Origin of the sequence: Cellulomonas sp. SLBN-39 (assembly GCF_006715865.1) — a bacterium.
GTDB lineage: Bacteria > Actinomycetota > Actinomycetes > Actinomycetales > Cellulomonadaceae > Cellulomonas.
In genome coordinates, this window is record NZ_VFOA01000001.1 from 1,743,295 (window position 1) to 1,760,494 (window position 17,200).

Sequence of the window (17,200 nt, forward strand, 5' to 3'; positions counted from 1 at the left end):
CGGGCCGGTTCCGGGGCCCGTTGTTAGGATCGACGCGTTCCCTCGTCCATCACGACGGCGCTGACCTGCGTCGCCGTGCGTGGTCGCACCTTCACACCGACCACACCCCGTCGCCGCCCGGCCGGAGCCGGACGCGGCGCCCACCGACCGACCACCGCCCCCGACCAGGACGGAGCCGGACGTGCTGCTGCTGCTCGTCGTGCACCTCGCAGCGGCTCTCGTCGCGCCCGCGCTCATCGGCTGGCTCGGCCGGCGCGCGTTCTGGATCCTGGCGCTCGTCCCCGCGTCGGCCGTGGCCTGGGCGCTGTCGTGGACGACGGAGGTCCGGTCCGGGCACGGGCCGGTGCAGGTCGTGGAGTGGATCCCGACGCTCGGCCTCGAGCTGTCCTTCCGGCTCGACTCCCTGTCGTGGCTCATGACGCTCGTGGTCGGCGGTGTCGGTGCGCTGGTGCTCGTGTACTGCTCCGCGTACTTCAAGGAGGGCGCGTCGGGCCTCGGGCGGTTCGGCGGGGTCTTCACCGCGTTCGCCGGCTCGATGCTCGGTCTCGTCACGGCCGACGACATGCTCCTGCTGTTCGTGTTCTGGGAGCTGACGACGGTCACGTCGTACCTGCTCATCGGCCACTACGCGGACCGCAAGCCGAGCCGTCGCGCGGCCATGCAGGCGATCGTCGTGACCACGGCCGGCGGTCTGGCGATGCTCGTCGGCCTCGTCGTCCTCGCGCACGCGGCCGGCACGTACTCCCTCTCGGCCGTCGTCGCGGACCCGCCGGAGGCGAGCGGCGTGGTCGTCGTCGCGGTCGCGTGCCTGCTCGCCGGCGCCGCGACCAAGTCCGCGCTCGTGCCGTTCCACTTCTGGCTGCCCGCCGCGATGGCCGCCCCCACGCCCGTCAGCGCCTACCTGCACGCGGCCGCCATGGTGAAGGCCGGCGTCTACCTGGTCGCCCGGTTCGCCCCGGCGTTCGCCGACCTGCCCGTGTGGCGCTGGACCGTCGTGGTGCTGGGCAGCACCACGCTGCTGCTCGGCGGGTACCGCGCGCTGCGGCAGCACGACCTCAAGCTCGTCCTCGCGTTCGGCACGGTCTCCCAGCTCGGGCTGATCATCCTGCTCGTCGGCCTCGGCACCCAGGCGACCGCGCTGGCCGGCGTCGCGATGCTCGGCGCGCACGCCATGTTCAAGGCGTCCCTGTTCCTCGTCGTCGGCACCGTGGACTCCGCGACCGGCACGCGCGACCTGCGGCGCCTGTCGGGCGTCGGCCGCGCCCTGCCGTGGACCGCGACCGCCGGCGGGCTGGCGACCGCCTCGATGATCGGCCTGCCGCCGTTCGCCGGGTACGTGGCCAAGGAGGCCGGCCTCGAGGCGGTGCTGCACCTCGAGGGCGGTGCCGCCGGGTGGGTCGTGCTCGTCGCGTTCGTGCTGGGCTCCGCGCTGACCGTCGCCTACGGCCTGCGGTTCTGGTGGGGCGCCTTCGCGACGAAGCCCGCGCTGCTGACCCAGCAGGCCACCGAGGACGGCGACGGCGGCGCCACCAGCACGAGCCTCGCGGAGGGTGGCGAGACCTCGGTCGCCCCCGCGAGCGTGTCACGCCCGTCGCTGCTGCTCATGTGGCCCGCCCTCGTCCTCGCCGTGCTGGGCGTGGCCGTCGCGCTCCTGCCGCACCTCGGCGAGGACGTGCTCGCCCCCTACGCCGCCACGGTGCCCGCGGGGGAGCCCGGGCACCTCGTGCTCTGGGCCGGCCTCACGCCCGCGCTCGGGCTGACCGTGCTGATCCTCGCCGGCGGCGCCGCGCTGTTCCTCGCCCGCGACCGCGTCGAGCGCTGGCAGGCCCGCGTGCCGACCGTCGCCGAGGCCGACCGCGTCTACCGGCGCTCGATGCGGCGCCTCGACGACCTCGCCGCCGACGTCACCGCCGTCACGCAGCGCGGCTCCCTGCCCCTGTACCTCGGCGTCATCCTCACCACGTGGGTGGTCGGCGTCGGCACCGCGCTGGTCACCGGCACGTCCCTGCCCACCGAGGTGCGGCCCTGGGACTACACCGCCCAGATCGCGTTCGGCGCGGCGACCGTCGCGTCCGCCGTGCTCGCCGCACGCGCCCGCCGCCGCCTCAAGGCCGTCATCCTCATGGGCGTGGGCGGGTACGCGGTCGCCGGCATGTTCCTGCTCTACGGCGCCCCCGACCTCGCGCTCACGCAGGTGCTCGTCGAGACCATCACGCTCGTCGTGCTCGTCCTCGTCATGCGCCGCCTGCCGCCGTACTTCTCCGACCGGCCCCTGGCCGCGTCCCGGTGGGTGCGCCTGGCCCTCGGGCTCGCCGTCGGCCTCACGGTCGCGGGGATCGCGCTCGTCGCCCCCTCCGCCCGGGTCCACGACCCCGTCTCGACGGACTTCGCGACCGAGGCCTACGAGTACGGCGGCGGGAAGAACATCGTCAACGTCACCCTCGTCGACATCCGCGCGTGGGACACGATGGGCGAGATCTCCGTGCTCCTCGTCGCCGCCACCGGCGTCGCGTCGCTGGTGTTCCTCTCCGCCCGCTCCGGCCGGATCTTCCGCGAGCGCGAGGCGCCCGTCGACCGGGCCGTCTGGGGCGGTGCGCCCGACCCCATGGCGGCGCTGCGCCGTGCCGGCGACTCCGTGATGATCCCCGGGCCCGCCGGAACCCCCGACCGGGCGCAGGCCGGCACGGGTGAGCCGCCGCGCGGGGCGTGGGCCAGCTCGCGTGCCCGGGAGTGGCTGCGCGGGGGCCGCACCCTCGCACCGCAGCGGCGCTCGGTGATCTTCGAGGTCGTGGTGCGCCTGCTGTTCCACACGATGATCGTCTACTCGGTGTTCCTGCTGTTCTCCGGGCACAACCAGCCGGGCGGGGGCTTCGCGGCCGGGCTGGTCACGGGCATCGCCCTGGCCGTCCGGTACCTCGCGGGGGGGAGGTACGAGCTCGGCGAGGCCGCCCCCGTGCAGCCGGGTGTGCTGCTGGGCCTGGGGCTGTTCCTGTCCGCCGGCGTGGGCATGCTCGCCATGCTGGAGGACGGGGTGGTGCTGCAGTCCGCGATCCTCGAGTTCACGGTGCCGGTGTGGGGCGACGTCAAGCTCGTGACCAGCCTGTTCTTCGACATCGGCGTGTACCTCGTCGTCGTCGGGCTGGTGCTGGACATCCTGCGCAGCCTCGGGGCCGAGATCGACCGGCGGGCCGAGACGGGCGAGGACGAGGTCTCCGGCGACGCGGTCGGCGGCGAGGAGCTCCTGACGACGTCGTCGACGACGGTGGCGGACGAGGTGCGGGCGCTCGCCGTCCCGCGCGGCGGTGGCGACCGGGACGACCAGGGCGACCGGCCGGAGGTGACGCCGTGAACGCGCTCGTGACGAGCCCCAACCTCGTCTTCGTCGTGACGATCGCCGTGCTGTTCACGGTCGGCGTGTACCTGGTGCTGGAGCGCAGCCTCACCCGCGTGATCATCGGGGTGGCGCTGCTCGGCAACGGCACGAACCTGCTGATCCTCGTGGCCGGCGGACGCGCGGGCGGCCCGCCGATCGTCGGGGTCACGCCCGAGGGCGAGATGAGCGACCCGCTGCCGCAGGCGCTGATCCTCACGGCCATCGTCATCACGCTCGGTCTGACGGCGTTCCTGCTGGCCATGGCGTACCGGTCGTGGCAGCTGCACCGCCACGACGAGGTCCAGGACGACGTGGAGGACCGGCGCATCGCCCGGCTGGCCGCCCGTGACGAGCGCGCGTTCGAGGACGCGGACACCGACGGCGACACCCAGACCCTGGACGAGGAGGCGGCGCTGACCCGCGACGAGACCGACGAGGCCGAGCCGGTCCCGACCCCGGAGGCGGGCCGATGACCGACTGGAGCTGGCTGGTGCCGCTGCCCGTGGTGCTGCCGCTGTCCGCGGCCGGCCTCACGCTGGCGCTCTACCGGCGTCCGCGCGTGCAGCGGGTCGTCACGGTGGTCACGCTGACGGCGGTGCTCGTGGTCGCGGCGGCGCTGCTGGTGCTCGCCGACGGTGCGCCGCTCGTCGTCGAGGTCGGCAACTGGGCCGCGCCGGTGGGCATCAACCTCGTCGCGGACCGGCTCTCGGCGCTGATGCTCACGGTGTCGGCGGCCGTGACGCTGTGCGTCCTGCTGTACTCGCTGGCGCAGGGCCAGGCGGACGGCGAGAACGAGGCGCCGATCTCGATCTTCCACCCCACGTACCTGGCGCTGACCGCGGGGGTGTCGAACGCGTTCCTGTCCGGCGACCTGTTCAACATCTACGTCGGCTTCGAGATCCTGCTCGCCGCGTCGTACGTGCTGATCACGCTCGGCGGCACGGGGGAGCGGATCCGGGCGGGCACGATCTACGTGGTCGTCGCGATCATCAGCTCGGTGCTGTTCCTCGTGGCGATCGGGGCGGTCTACGCCGCGACGGGGACGGTGAACCTCGCCCAGCTCGCGGTGCGGCTGCCGGAGATCGACCCGGGCGTGCGCCTCGTGCTGCAGGTCATGCTGCTGCTCGCGTTCGGCATCAAGGCGGCGATCTTCCCGTTGTCGTCGTGGCTGCCCGACTCCTACCCGACGGCGCCGGCCCCCGTCACCGCGGTGTTCGCGGGCCTGCTCACCAAGGTCGGCGTGTACGCGATCATCCGGACCCAGACGCTCCTCTTCCCCGAGGGGCGGCTCGACGACGTGCTGATGTGGCTGGCGCTGGCGACGATGCTCGTCGGCATCCTCGGTGCGGTGGCGCAGGACGACGTGAAACGTCTGCTGTCGTTCACGCTGGTCAGCCACATCGGCTTCATGGTCTTCGGCATCGCGCTCGGCTCGCAGGCCGGGTGGACGGCCGCGATCTTCTACGTCGCGCACCACATCACCGTGCAGACGGCGCTGTTCCTCGTCGTGGGCCTCGTCGAACGCTTCGGCGGGACGACGTCGCTGGACCGGCTCGGCGGGCTCGCGAAGACGGCACCCCTGCTGGCGGTGCTGTTCTTCGTGCCCGCGATGAACCTGGCGGGCATCCCGCCGCTGTCCGGGTTCCTCGGCAAGGTCGGGCTGCTGGAGGCCGGCGTCGCGCAGGCCACGCCGCTGGCGTACCTGCTGGTCGCGGGGTCGGTCGTGACGTCGCTCCTCACGCTGTACGCGCTGATCAAGGCGTGGAACAAGGCGTTCTGGCAGACCCCGCCGGCCGAGCTGCCGCGCACCCCGGTGCCGACGTCGATGGCCGTGCCCGCCGGGGCGCTCGTCGCCGTCGGGCTGGCGCTGACCTTCCTGGCCGGGCCGCTGTACGCGTACACCGAGCGCGCCGCCGTGACCCTGGCCGAGCGCGACCCGTACGTGCGCGCGGTGCTGCCCGACCTCGAGCGCGGGCAGGGCGAGTCCGCGGACGTCGCCGAGCAGGCCGCCGAGCAGGACGAGGTGCCGGTCGGGGGTGAGGACGGATGAGCCTGCACCCGCGCCGACGCTCGGTCCTGCGCAGCCACGGCGTGACCGTCGTGTGGCTGACGGCCGTCTGGGTGCTGCTGTGGGGCGACGTGACCTGGGGCAACCTCGTCAACGGCGTGCTGCTGGCGGTGCTCGTGGCCTTCGGGCTGCGCATGACGCCCGTCGACTTCCACGGCCGTGTGCACCCCGGTGCGCTGGCCGTGCTCCTCGGCACCTTCGTCGTCGACCTCGTCCGGGCGTCGTTCGAGGTGTCGATGGTCGCGCTGCGGCCCCGGCACACGCCCCGCGGCGCCGTGGTGTGCGTGCAGCTGCGCAGCCACTCCGACCTGTACCTCACGCTCACCGCCGAGCTCGTCTCGCTGGTGCCGGGCTCGTTGATCGTCGAGGCGCACCGCCTCACCGGGCGCCTGTACGTGCACGTGCTCGACGTCGAGACGTCCGGCGGGATCGAGGCCGCGCGCCAGCACGTCCTCGACCAGGAGGCACGCCTGCTGCGGGCGCTGGCCTCCGACGCCGAGCTCGAGGACGCGGGTCTGCGCCGCCGCCCCGAGCGGGGCCGGCCCGGCGGACGCCTGGAGGTGCAGCGATGAGCGTGTTCGACGTGGTCGTGCCCGTGTGCGCCGTGCTGCTCGGGCTCGGTGCGACGTTCGCCGTGATCCGGGCCGAGAAGGGTCCGTCGATGCTCGACCGGACCGTCGCGCTCGACATCGTCGTCACCGTGGTGATCGCCGCGCTGGCCCTGTACGCCGCGGTGCGGCAGCGGTCCGACGTGGTGCCGATCCTCGTGGTGCTCTCGCTCGTCGGGTTCGTGGGGTCGGTGACGATCGCCCGGTTCGCGGCCGTGGAGCCCGAGAGCGAGCGCCGCGTGCGCACGCGCGAGGAGGTCGCCGCCGAGGAGGCCGCCCGGCGCCTGCGCGAGCAGGAGGAGGAAGAGGCCCGCCGCGGGCGCCGGCACGTGCCGGAGAGCGCGGCCGACACGGTCGAGGAGGCCCCCGACCCCGAGCACCACGGCGGCGGCGCCGAGGGGGAGGTCCGATGACGGCGACCACGTGGACCACCGTCGCGGACGTGGTGGCGGTCGTGTGCCTGCTCGGCGGGGCGTTCTTCGCGTTCGCGGCCGGCGTCGGCGCGCTGCGGTTCCCCGACCTGCTCTCACGCATGCACGCGGGTACCAAGCCGCAGGTCCTGGGCCTGGTGCTCGTGCTGATCGGGCTGGCGCTGCGGCTGCGCGAGGGCGGGGCCGTGTGGGCGCTCGTGCTCGTCGCCGTCTTCCAGATGCTGACCGCGCCCGTGGCGGCGCACATGGTCGGCCGGGCCGGGTACCGCACGGGCAAGGTCCGCCACGACCTGCTCGTGGTCGACGAGCTGACCCGCGACCTCGACGCGATCACGGCCCGCGACGAGCAGGCGGCCCGCGACGAGCAGGCGGCCCGCGACGAGCTCGCCGCGCAGGACGCGCCCGGCCCCGCCGCGCCGGAGCGCTCCGACGGCGGCGAGGCCGGCACCTCACGCGAGTAGCGCCTGCCCGAGGACCTCGCCCTCGCGCGCGCCGGGCAGCACCGCGAACACCGCCGAGCCGACCGGGGTGGTCCACAGGTTCATCAGGTCGGCCTCGGCCAGCCGCTCCTGCACGGGGACGAGCTGGGCGACGGGGTCGGCCTGGAACGCGACGAAGAGCAGCCCCGAGTCCGACAGGGCGCCGGTCGGCGGGGCGTCGTCGTAGCTGTACCCGCGCCGCAGGAACCTGTGCGCAGGGTCGTCGGTCCGGGCCCGCCGGATGTGCGCGGCGTCCGAGATCACGGTGAACCCGAGGGCGTCCCGGGCGTCGAGGTCGGGCTCGTCGTGCTCGTGCGTGCCGGTCAGGGGCGCGCCGTCGGCGAGACGTCGGCCGACGGCGTTCTCCCGGCCGGCCCGGCCGAGCTCGTCCCACGTGTCCAGGTCCATCGCGATGCGCCGCACCACGACCGACGAGCCGTCGCGCACCCACGGCCCGGCGTCGTCGACCTGCCAGACCAGCTGCGGATCGGCCTCCGGGTCGACGTTGCGGGTGCCGTCGACCTGCCCCATGAGGTTGCGCATCGTCGTCCCCGGGGCCACGGTTCCGGGGCTGTTGCGGAACCCCCGCTGCACCCACCGGACCCCGGCGAACGTGCGGGCCTCCTTGGTGAGCACCCGCACCGCGTGCGCGACCGTCACCTGGTCGTCGGCGCACACCTGCAGCAGCAGGTCGCCCCCGCACCAGCGGTCCTCGAGCCGGTCCACCGTGAACGCGGGCAACGGGGCGAGCCACGAGGGGCGCCGGTCCTCGATCCCCGCGGCCGTGAACACCCCCGGCCCCCACGCGACCGTGACGGTCAGCGCGGCGGGCACCTGCGCGAGCTCGGGCTCGGTGTCGGCAAGGCCCGGCCGGCCCGCCATGAGCCGCTCGACGTCGTCCGTCCAGATGCGCATGAGCCGCGTGACCGCGTCCCGGTCGGTCCCGGCGACGAGGTCGAGGGCGACCAGCGCGACGAACGCCTGCGGCGGGGTCGACACGCCCGCCTGCCGGGCGCCGCGGAACGGCACGGTGACCCGACCGGCCGCATCGGGCGCGACGGGTGCCGGGGCGGGCGTCGCGGCCGTTGCGTCCCACGCGCCCCGCCCCGCCAGGGCGGCGGCCGCGCCGCCGGCCGCCGCCGCGCCGAGGCGCAGCAGCGACCGGCGGCTGGGCCCGGAGCCCGGGCGGGCGTCGTCCGACGACGCCGCGCCCGGGGCACCTGCTCCCGCGGTGGTCACTCGTCGTGCCCCTCGTGGTCGCTGTGGGCGCCCTCGGTCGCCGTGCCGTCGTCCATGTCCATGTCCATGTCCGTGTCGCCCTCGCCGACGTACTCCTCCTCGGCGCCGGCGAACGACCGGGCGGGTGCGGTGAGCTCGAACGTCGACCCGTCCTCGGCCGTGAGGGTGAGGGTGACCTCGTCGCCGGGCTCGACCGGTGCCGTCAGGTCCATGAACATGATGTGGTCGCCGTCGGGTGCGAGCACGTGGCTGCCGCCGGCCTCGACGACGAAGCCGCCCTCCTTCTGCTGCATGACCATCGCACCGGCGGCGTCGGTGGTCATCTCGTGCAGCTCCATCGTGGACAGCTCGGTGGTCGCCGAGACGATCCGCACGTCCTGGTCCGAGGAGTTCTCCAGGACGCCGAACGCGGCGGTCATGGGTTCGTCGGTGGCCTTGACCCACGGGTCGGTGATCGTGAGGGCGTCGGCCTGGGCGGCCGTGGCCGACGGCGTGGCCGCGGGCGTCCCGGCGGACGAGCAGGCGCTCACGAGGCCGAGCGCGAGGAGCGCGGTGGCGCCGGTGCGCAGCGGGACGAGCGAGCGGCGGGCGGGGGTCGAGACGGTCATGGCAGTCCTCTGGCGGTGTCGGTCGGTGGTCGGGCGGGGTGCGGCGCTCACGGGCGTCGCGCGTGCCGTCGGGCGCGGGCCGCGAGGGCCACGTCGACGGCGAGGAAGGCGATCAGGGGGATGCCGAGCAGCGGCACGTACCAGCCGACGAGGGCCGTGACGGCGAGCAGCAGGACGGTCAGCGGGACGGGCAGGCGGCGCAGCGCGCCCGGCGGGAGCCACGCGCCCGGCGCCCCCGCGCGGGTGGGGCGGCGCAGCCACCACATGCGGTACCCGAGCAGCACGAGCGCGATGAGCGCGATCGCCAGCGCGGCGAGCACGAGCTGGTTGACCACGCCGAACAGCAGCCCCATGTGCGCGTCGATCCCCCAGCGGGTCAGCTGCGCGGCGAGCGGCTGGTCGGCGAAGTCGACGCGGTCCACCACGGCCCCCGTGGCGCCGTCGACGGCGATCTGGTCGGCCTGCGTCGGCCAGGAGCGCTGCGCCTCGGCGACGACCCAGGCGCTGTGCTCGTCGGCGGGCGGTGCGAGCCGCAGCGGGTCGCGCAGCCCTTCGCCGCGTGCGGCGGCGAGGACCCCGTTGAGGCCGGCGCCGGCGGTGAGCTGCGCGTCGTCGGCGCCGGCGCCGGGACCGTGGTCGTGGCCCCCGCCGCCGTGGTCCGCGGAGGCGTCCGCGGGCTCGAGGGCGGTGTCGACGGACACGGTGGTCCAGCCGAGCGCGGTGCGGAGATCGCCGATGCTCGCGCCCGCGTACGTCGACCACGTCAGGCCGGTGGCGGAGAGCACGAGCAGGCCGAGCGCGGCGACCAGGCCCACGGGACCGTGCCACGAGAGCAGGCGGCGACGGCCGCGTGCGGAGGTCTCGGGCACCAGCAGGCGCGACCAGCGTCGCCGCCGGGCCGTGCGGGTCACCCACAGGGCGACACCCCCGAGCACCACGACCCACAGCCACGACGCCGCCAGCTCGGAGTACAGCCGGCCGGGCTCGCCGAGCAGGAGGTTGCGGTGCAGGTCGTCGAGCGTCCAGCGCACCGGCAGCCACTCGCCGTACGTCGTCAGGGCGCCCCGGACCTCGAGGGTGTACGGGTCGACGAACACGGTCCGGGCCTTGCCCTCGGGCACGTCGTCGACCGTGAGCACGACGCGCGTCGTGCCCGTCGGGGTGGCCGCGGGGCGGATCTCGCTGACGCGGCCCTCCGGGTGGGCGGCGCGGGCGGCCGCGACCTGCTCGTCGAGCGCGAAGGTGCGCGGGCCGACGGCGTCGACCGTCAGCTCGTGCCCGTGCACGACCTGCTGCAGCTGGGGTGTGGTGGTGTACAGCAGCCCGGTGGTCGCGGCGACCAGCAGGAACGGGCCGACGAGGACGCCGGCGTAGAAGTGCAGCCGCAGCAGCAGCGGCTGCAGCAGCGACCAGGTGGAGGGGCGGGCGGGCGGCGGGTCGGCCACGGGTGCCGGGCCGGGCGGTGGGCCGTCGGCCGGCGGGCGCGACGGCGTGGAGGCGTTCGTGGGCATGCGAGGTCCTCGCTCGTGGTGCACGCGGCGGCGCACGGCACCGTCAGCGGTGCCGTGCGGGCGTGCGGGGGTCAGGGCTGCGGGCTCGGGCGTGCCGGGTCGGGCACGCGGGCGCGGCCGTGCCCCGGCCCCCGGGGTGGGGAAGGGGTCAGCAGCCGGCCGGGAGCGCCCGCGGCGGGCCGCGACGCCGTGCGTCGCGCACCACGAGCAGCGCGCGGGGCCGGACCGTTCCGGCAGGCTCGACGGGCACCCGCGGCGGGGTGACGACGGCCGTGACCACGTGCCGCAGCAGCGGGACGACGCGGGAGAGGGTGCGCACCACGGCGTGCGCCCCGGCGTCGGCGCCGAGCATCAGGGCCGCGACGAGAGCGACCGCGACGACGTGCGCCGCGACCATCCCGGCTGACGAGTGCGACGCGTGGCCGTGGCCGGCGCCCGCCTCGATGACGAGGTGGCCTGCACCGTGGGCGGTGTGCGTCCCGGCCGCAGCCACCGTGCCCGCAGGGCTGAAGAACGTGAACCCGGCGTGCAGCACGATCTGCAGGACGCCGAGCACCGGCACGAGCGTGACCGCCCGCAGGCGTCGACGGGCGACCGCGGCCCCGGCCAGCAGGGCGACGGCCCCGAGGAGTGCGGCGCCCAGCGCGTCGGGCAGCGCCCCGCCGGCGGCAGCGTGGGCGGCGGCGGTCACGGCGAGGGACGTCGCGGCGACCGTCACGGCGCGTGCGACGGGCAGCGCGCCGCCCGGTCCCTCGCTCACACGCCGCACCCTACCCGGGACGAACGTCCTGCCCCACGCGCAGGGTGCGAGGGGGTCAGCGCGTGGCGCGACCCACGAGCCGTGCGGTCCCGCGGGTGGCGACGACGCGGCTGAGCGCGACGAGCGCGCCGGTGATGACCGCGGCGGCGGCGACCTCGGAGAACTTGATGTCCTCGTCCGTCGAGTCCGCCTGCGGCGGCTTGTGCCCGCGGGTCTTCTCCCAGGCGGTGTCGATCGCCTTCTGCACGACCCACGCCGCGGCCAGGGTCACGCCGAGGCCGACCATCTTGGCCACCATCGACTGGTCCTTGTCGCCCACCGCGTCCTCCTGCTGCTCGTCGGTCACGTCCTGGGCCGACGCTAGTGCGGCCCCGACGGATCCGCAGGTCGGCGCACTGCGTGAGCGGATATCGACGCACGTGAGCATGTGCTGATAACGTCCCATGTGCACGTGAGAGAAAATCGGCTCATCGGAGGTGCGGGATGACGGCATGGGCCCACGTGCGCGGCCCGAGCGACCTCGGCGGCTTCCTCCGCGAGATGCGCGAGCTCGCCGGCCTCACCCAGGAGGAGCTGGCGGAGCGGATCGGCGTCGACCGCCGGTACGTCTACCAGCTGGAGCAGGGGGGCGGGACGCTCTACATCAACCGGCTCTTCGAGGTCATGCGCGAGCTGGGCGTCGAGATGCGGGTCGAGCAGCCGTAGCGGCCCGCTAGTCATCACCCGAAGGGCGGAGCTCGTGGAGGGCGCAGGCCAGGGTGAGCGCGCCGACGCCCAGCACCGCCGGCGCGTTCCACGGGGCCTCGGTGGTGAGCACGGCGGCGTGCGTGACCAGCGCCGCTGCCGCTGCCGTGACCGCCACGGCCACGGCACGGGCCGCCCGCGGCGGTGTGCGCCGACGCACGAGCTGCCGCACCAGGGCGTGAAGCACGGACCGCAGCAGCACGCCCGCGACCGCTCCGGCGGCGGCGCCGATCGCCACGGCGAACGGCAGGAGGCCGCCGACGGGTCCGGTGGGCTGCGTGAGCTCCGGCCACACCAGCGCCCACGCCCCGGCCCACGCGCCCGCGAGGGCGCCCGCGGCCGCCGCCAGGACCACGCCACGCGCCGACCGGGGGATGCGCGGGGCGACGGCCGGGACGGGTTCCATCACCGCACCGTAGCGAGGCCCGGGCGGGCAGGCGTCGGACGGGTGTCCGGGGGAGGGCTAGGATCGGCGGCGAACGACAGGGGAGCGTCGGGCGTCCGCGAGGACGTGCTGGACGCTGAGAGTGCGGACCACCGCAGACCCTCGAACCTGATCCGGCTCGCACCGGCGTAGGGAGTCGGGCTTCTCTCCTCCCGCGGTCGGCGTGCTCCCGCGGGCGCGTCGGGGCGCGGGGGCCCTCCGCGACGACGACGGAGGACGCACCACCTCATGGCACCCACCCACCACCGCACCCGCACCGCTGCCCTCGGGCTGGCCGGGGCGCTCGCGCTGACCGGCTGCTCGGCCGTCGGCGGCGGCACCGACGCGGGCGAGGGCACCGACGGCGGCACGGTCACGCTCGTGACGCACGAGTCGTTCGGCCTGGCCGAGGGGATCCTCGAGCAGTTCGAGCAGGACACCGGGCTCACGGTCGAGATCGTCCAGCAGGCCGACTCCGGGGCCCTGGTCAACCAGCTCGTGCTGACCAAGGACGCGCCGCTGGGCGACCTGGTCTACGGCGTCGACAACACGTTCGCGTCCCGGGCGCTCGACGAGGGCGTCGTCGTGCCCGCCGAGGTCACGGCCCCGGCCGCGCAGGACGCCGCCGCGTACGCCGTGCCCGGCGACGACGGCGCGCTGACCGCGATCGACGTCGGCGACGTCTGCATGAACGTCGACCTCACGTGGTTCGAGGAGCAGGGCGTCGAGCCGCCGGAGACGTTCGAGGACCTCACGGCGCCGCAGTACGCGGACCTGACCGTGGTGCCCGACCCCGTGACGTCGTCGCCCGGCCTGGCGTTCGTGCTCGCCACGATCGGGAGGTTCGGCGAGGACGGGTGGCTCGACTACTGGGCCGACCTGCGCGACAACGGCCTGCAGGTCGCCGACGGGTGGAGCGAGGCGTACTACACCGACTTCAGCGGCGGCGGGGGCGAGGGCCCGCGGCCCGTCGTGCTCTCGTACGCCTCGTCGCCGCCGTTCACGGTGCCCGAGGGCGGTGACGAGCCCACCACGGCCGCCCTGCTCGGCACGTGCTTCCGGCAGGTCGAGTACGCGGGCGTGCTCGCCGGCGCCGACAACCCCGAGGGGGCCGCGCAGCTCCTCGACTTCCTGCTGTCCGACGAGGTCCAGGCCGACATCCCCACGTCGATGTACATGTACCCGGTCAGCTCGTCCGTCGAGCTGCCCGAGGACTGGGCGTCGTGGGCCCCGCTCTCCGACGAGCCCTACGACGTCGCGCCGGCCGACGTGGCCGAGCACCGCGAGGCGTGGCTCGAGGACTGGTCGGCGACGGTGGTCGGCTGACATGACGCTGCTCGACCGGCGCGTGACGCCCGCCGCCGCCAGGGGGCCGGCGGCGGACCGTCGCGCGTCGGTCGGGCGCACGCTCGGGTGGGCCGCAGCGGCCGGCGTCCCGCTGGCGTTCCTCGGGGTCTTCTTCGCCTGGCCGGTCGCCGAGATCGTCGGGCGCGGCTTCGTCACCGACGGCGTGCTCGACCTCAGCGGCGTCGGCGAGGTGCTGGGCCGGCCGCGCACGTGGCGCATCCTCGGCCAGACCCTCACGCAGGCCGCCCTCGGCACCGCCGGGTCCCTGCTGCTGGGCATCCCCGGCGCGTACCTGCTGCACCGGTGCCGGTTCCCCGGCCGGGACGCGCTGCGCGCCGTCGTCACCGTGCCGTTCGTGCTGCCGACGGTCGTGGTCGGCGTCGCGTTCCGCTCGCTGCTCGTCGACGGCGGCATGCTCGGCGGACTCGGTCTCGACGGCACCCTCGCCGCGATCGTCCTCGCGCTCGTGTTCTTCAACTACGCCGTGGTCGTGCGCACCGTCGGCGGGCTGTGGGAGCGGCTCGACCCGCGCGCCGAGCAGGCCGCCCGGTCCCTCGGCGCGTCGCCGTGGCGGGCGTTCCGCACCGTCACGCTGCCCGCGCTCGCCCCCGCGATCGCCTCGGCGGCCTCGCTGACGTTCCTGTTCTGCGCCACGGCGTTCGGCACCGTCCTCGTGCTCGGCGGGCGGCGGTTCGGCACCGTGGAGACCGAGATCTGGGTGCAGACCACCCAGTACCTCGACCTGCGCGCCGCGGCCGTGCTGTCGGTGCTGCAGCTCGTCGTCGTCGCCGGCGCGCTCGCCGCCGCCGCCCGGGCGCGGGCGCGCACCGAGCGGGCCCTCGACCTCGGCGAGCCCGTCGGCACCGCCCACCCGGTGCGGTGGCGCGACCCCGTCGACGTCACGGCCGTCGTCGTCACGGCCGTCACCGTGGTCGGGCTGCTCGCGCTGCCGCTGGTCAACCTCGTCGTCCGGTCGCTGCGCACGCCGACCGGCTGGGGCCTCGACCACTACGCCGCGCTCGCGCTGCCCGCCGACACGCTGCGCGTCACGCCCCTGGCGGCGGCCGTCACGTCGCTGCGGGTCGCGCTCGACGCCACCGTCATCGCCCTCGTCGTGGGCGGCCTCGTCGCGCTGGTGGTCTCGCGCCGCCCGCGCCGCCCGGTGCTGCGCCGCGCGGTCGGCGGCCTCGACGCGGTCATGATGCTGCCGCTCGGCGTCTCGGCCGTCACCGTCGGGTTCGGGTTCCTCGTCGCGATGGACGCCCCGTTCGGCCTCGACGTGGACCTGCGCACCAGCGGCGTGCTCGTGCCGGTCGCGCAGGCCGTCGTCGCGGTGCCCCTGGTGGTGCGGACCGTGCTGCCCGTGCTGCGCGCGGTCGACCCGCGGCTGCGGGAGGTCGCGGCCACGCTCGGCGCCCCGCCGGGCCGGGTGCTGCGCACGGTCGACCTCGCGATGGCCGTGCGGTCCCTCGGCCTGGCGCTCGGCCTGGCGTTCGCCGCGTCGCTCGGGGAGTTCGGTGCGACGTCGTTCCTCGCGCGCCCCGAGAACCCCACGCTGCCCGTCGTCGTCTTCCGCCTCATCGGGCGGCCCGGTGCCGAGAGCTACGGGACCGCGCTGGCCGCGGCCGTGCTGCTCGCGGCCCTCACCGCGGCGGTCGTCGCGGTCTGCGAACGTCTGCGCACGCCCGGCGTCGGGGGCTCCTGGTGAGCCGCCCGCGCCGGACGGCGCCCGCACCCGGAGGTGAGCCGTGAGCGACGGCCTGCAGGTCCACGACGTCGTCGTCCGGTACGGCGCCGGCCCGGCCGTGGTCACCGCGGTCGACCACGTCGACCTCGACGTGCCCGCGGGGGAGGTGGTCGCGCTGCTCGGCCCGTCCGGGTGCGGCAAGTCGTCGCTGCTGCGGGCCGTCGCGGGCCTGGAGCCCGTCGCCGCCGGCGACGTCGCGTGGGACGGGGTCTCGGTGGCCCGCACCCCCGTGCACCGGCGCGGGTTCGGTCTGATGTTCCAGGACGGGCAGCTCTTCGGGCACCTCGACGTCGGCGCCAACGTCGCGTACGGGCTGCCCCGCGGGCGCGGCGCCCGACCGGCCCGCGACGCCCGCGTCGCCGAGCTCCTCGACCTCGTCGGGCTGCCCGGTCTGCAGCGCCGCGACGTCGCCACCCTGTCCGGCGGCCAGCGTCAGCGCGTCGCCCTGGCCCGCGCGCTCGCGCCGCGCCCCCGCCTGCTGCTGCTCGACGAGCCCCTGTCGGCCCTCGACCGCACGCTGCGCGAGCGCCTCGCGCTGGACCTGCGCGACGTCCTCGTCGCCACCGGCACCACGGCGCTGCTCGTCACCCACGACCAGGACGAGGCGTTCGCCGTCGCCGACCGCATCGCCGTCATGGACGCCGGCCGCCTGCTGCAGGTCGCCGCACCCGCACGGCTGTGGGCCCGCCCCGCGGACCGGCGCACGGCCCAGCTGCTCGGCTACGAGGCGTTCCTCGACGCGCTCGACGCCGACGCACCCGCCGTGCGGGCCCTGGCCGCGCACGTGCCGCACCCCGGCGTCGTCGCGCTCGCCGCGGGCGCCTTCGTCGTCGTGCCGGACGACGACGCGACCGCCGGACCCGCCGGCGACGTCCACGTGCAGCGCTCGCGGCGCGGCCGCACCGAGGTCGTCGTCGACGTGGCCGGCGTCGGCCGCGTCACCGCCCTGGCACCCAGCGCGTGGTCCGCGGCGCCCGGCACCCGCGTCGCCCTGCGCGTCGACCCCGCCGGGGTCGCGGTGCTGCCCGCGGGCTCGTAGCGTCGGAGGGGCCGGAGCCGTCGTCGTCCCCGAGGAGCGCCCGCCATGCCCGCGAAGCCCACCGTGCCCGTCGCGCGCCGCACCGTCGTCGAGGTCGACGTCGCAGCACCCGCCGCGACCGTCTGGGCCCACGTGCGCGAGCCGCACCTGATCCGCCGGTGGTTCGGCTGGGACTCCCCGGGCCTCGACGCCGAGATCCGGCAGATCTTCGTCGACCTGCCGGCCGTCGGGCAGCACGAGGACGGCACCCGCACGCTGACGTGGCCGCACGGCCACGACGTGCTCGCCGTCCACCCCGGCGGCGAGGGCCCGACGCGGGTCGCGGTGACCCGCGCCAGCCACGACGGCCTGTCGTCGTACGACGGCGTGTTCGACCCCGTCGACGAGGGCTGGATCACGTTCCTGCACCAGCTCCGCTTCGCGCTGGAGGTGCACCCGGGCGAGGACCGCGTCAGCCTCGTCTCGACCGGCATGGACGCGGGCGGCCGCGACGACCCGCTGCTGTTCCGCGCCGGTCTGCACGGCGTGCGCGGCACGCCCGTCGGCTCGCACGTCGAGGCGACGCGCCCCGACGGCTCCCGCGTCGGCGGGACCCTCGTGCTGCGCTCCGAGCACCAGATCGGCATCCACCTGCACGGCATCGCCGAGTCGTTGCTCGTGCTCGTCGAGGAGCCCGCCGCCCGGCGCCCGCCGCACGGCGTCGTCGACGCGTACCTGTCCACGTACGGGCTCGACGACGCCATGCTGGCCGAGGCGCGCCGCCGCTGGGCCGGGTGGTGGGGCGCGGCCTGACGGGTGACGGGCGCTGCGCCGTCCGGGCAC

General features: G+C 75.6%; 17 protein-coding genes and 1 riboswitch. Of the genes, 11 read left to right on the forward strand and 6 right to left on the reverse strand.

Translation table 11 applies throughout. The features are described 5' to 3' along the window. The first annotated feature begins 181 nt into the window (after positions 1 to 181). Genes FBY24_RS07990 through mnhG form a run of 6 tightly spaced genes read left to right on the forward strand, consistent with a single transcriptional unit; the run spans position 182 to position 6,941 of the window. Positions 182 to 3,349 carry a Na+/H+ antiporter subunit A gene (locus tag FBY24_RS07990; protein WP_142159587.1) on the forward strand — a complete coding sequence of 1,056 codons (3,168 nt, stop codon included), beginning with the start codon at positions 182 to 184 and terminating at the stop codon, positions 3,347 to 3,349. Beyond that, positions 3,346 to 3,846, forward strand: a complete 501-nt coding sequence (locus FBY24_RS07995; RefSeq protein WP_142159590.1) for a Na(+)/H(+) antiporter subunit C — start codon at positions 3,346 to 3,348, stop codon at positions 3,844 to 3,846. Before FBY24_RS07990 ends, FBY24_RS07995 begins: the two co-directional genes overlap by 4 nt. Further along, positions 3,843 to 5,423, forward strand: a complete 1,581-nt coding sequence (locus FBY24_RS08000) for a Na+/H+ antiporter subunit D (protein ID WP_142159592.1) — start codon at positions 3,843 to 3,845, stop codon at positions 5,421 to 5,423. The genes FBY24_RS07995 and FBY24_RS08000 overlap by 4 nt, the downstream gene beginning before the upstream one ends. Further along, a complete protein-coding gene (locus tag FBY24_RS08005; RefSeq protein WP_142159594.1) occupies positions 5,420 to 6,013 on the forward strand; it encodes a Na+/H+ antiporter subunit E in 594 nt (197 codons plus the stop codon). The genes FBY24_RS08000 and FBY24_RS08005 overlap by 4 nt, the downstream gene beginning before the upstream one ends. Continuing rightward, a complete protein-coding gene (locus tag FBY24_RS08010) occupies positions 6,010 to 6,462 on the forward strand; it encodes a monovalent cation/H+ antiporter complex subunit F (protein WP_142159596.1) in 453 nt (150 codons plus the stop codon). Before FBY24_RS08005 ends, FBY24_RS08010 begins: the two co-directional genes overlap by 4 nt. After that, positions 6,459 to 6,941 carry a monovalent cation/H(+) antiporter subunit G gene (gene mnhG, locus FBY24_RS08015; RefSeq protein ID WP_142159598.1) on the forward strand — a complete coding sequence of 161 codons (483 nt, stop codon included), beginning with the start codon at positions 6,459 to 6,461 and terminating at the stop codon, positions 6,939 to 6,941. The genes FBY24_RS08010 and mnhG overlap by 4 nt, the downstream gene beginning before the upstream one ends. Here the strand turns inward: mnhG and FBY24_RS08020 are convergent. The 5 genes from FBY24_RS08020 to FBY24_RS08040 form a co-directional block, all read right to left on the reverse strand. Continuing rightward, positions 6,930 to 8,198 carry a Dyp-type peroxidase gene (locus FBY24_RS08020; RefSeq protein ID WP_142159600.1) on the reverse strand — a complete coding sequence of 423 codons (1,269 nt, stop codon included), beginning with the start codon at positions 8,196 to 8,198 and terminating at the stop codon, positions 6,930 to 6,932. The genes mnhG and FBY24_RS08020 overlap by 12 nt on opposite strands. Further along, positions 8,195 to 8,806 (reverse strand): copper chaperone PCu(A)C, encoded by a 612-nt coding sequence (locus FBY24_RS08025; protein WP_142159602.1) that lies wholly within the window; start codon positions 8,804 to 8,806, stop codon positions 8,195 to 8,197. Before FBY24_RS08025 ends, FBY24_RS08020 begins: the two co-directional genes overlap by 4 nt. 47 nt (positions 8,807 to 8,853) lie before the next feature. Beyond that, positions 8,854 to 10,317, reverse strand: a complete 1,464-nt coding sequence (locus FBY24_RS08030; RefSeq protein WP_142159604.1) for a PepSY domain-containing protein — start codon at positions 10,315 to 10,317, stop codon at positions 8,854 to 8,856. Between the two features lie 148 nt (positions 10,318 to 10,465). Next, positions 10,466 to 11,077 (reverse strand): hypothetical protein, encoded by a 612-nt coding sequence (locus tag FBY24_RS08035; protein WP_142159606.1) that lies wholly within the window; start codon positions 11,075 to 11,077, stop codon positions 10,466 to 10,468. Between the two features lie 55 nt (positions 11,078 to 11,132). After that, positions 11,133 to 11,423 (reverse strand): DUF4235 domain-containing protein, encoded by a 291-nt coding sequence (locus FBY24_RS08040; protein WP_255432295.1) that lies wholly within the window; start codon positions 11,421 to 11,423, stop codon positions 11,133 to 11,135. Positions 11,424 to 11,560: 137 nt separating this feature from the next. On the opposite strand from FBY24_RS08040, the gene FBY24_RS08045 reads away from it, so the two are divergent. Beyond that, the gene (locus FBY24_RS08045) at positions 11,561 to 11,782 is read left to right on the forward strand and encodes a helix-turn-helix domain-containing protein (protein ID WP_142159608.1); all 222 of its coding nucleotides are present in this window, start codon (positions 11,561 to 11,563) and stop codon (positions 11,780 to 11,782) included. Between the two features lie 7 nt (positions 11,783 to 11,789). Here the strand turns inward: FBY24_RS08045 and FBY24_RS08050 are convergent, their stop codons facing one another. Continuing rightward, positions 11,790 to 12,227 carry a hypothetical protein gene (locus FBY24_RS08050; RefSeq protein WP_142159610.1) on the reverse strand — a complete coding sequence of 146 codons (438 nt, stop codon included), beginning with the start codon at positions 12,225 to 12,227 and terminating at the stop codon, positions 11,790 to 11,792. A gap of 68 nt (positions 12,228 to 12,295) precedes the next feature. Then, a riboswitch (TPP riboswitch) is annotated at positions 12,296 to 12,418 on the forward strand. Positions 12,419 to 12,494: 76 nt separating this feature from the next. Between FBY24_RS08050 and FBY24_RS08055 the strand changes: the two genes are divergently transcribed. The 4 genes from FBY24_RS08055 to FBY24_RS08070 are packed head-to-tail and all read left to right on the forward strand — an operon-like array spanning position 12,495 to position 17,170. After that, entirely contained in the window at positions 12,495 to 13,571 is a 1,077-nt protein-coding gene (locus tag FBY24_RS08055; protein WP_142159612.1) for a thiamine ABC transporter substrate binding subunit, read from the forward strand. A gap of 1 nt (position 13,572) precedes the next feature. Next, complete coding sequence (locus FBY24_RS08060) at positions 13,573 to 15,300, forward strand: iron ABC transporter permease (protein ID WP_142159614.1); 1,728 nt, start codon at positions 13,573 to 13,575, stop codon at positions 15,298 to 15,300. A 40-nt stretch (positions 15,301 to 15,340) separates the two neighbouring features. Then, positions 15,341 to 16,378: an ABC transporter ATP-binding protein gene (locus FBY24_RS08065; protein WP_142159616.1), complete on the forward strand. Its 1,038-nt coding sequence runs from the start codon at positions 15,341 to 15,343 to the stop codon at positions 16,376 to 16,378. Positions 16,379 to 16,423: 45 nt separating this feature from the next. After that, positions 16,424 to 17,170 (forward strand): hypothetical protein, encoded by a 747-nt coding sequence (locus FBY24_RS08070; RefSeq protein ID WP_255432296.1) that lies wholly within the window; start codon positions 16,424 to 16,426, stop codon positions 17,168 to 17,170. The last annotated feature ends 30 nt before the right edge of the window (positions 17,171 to 17,200 follow it).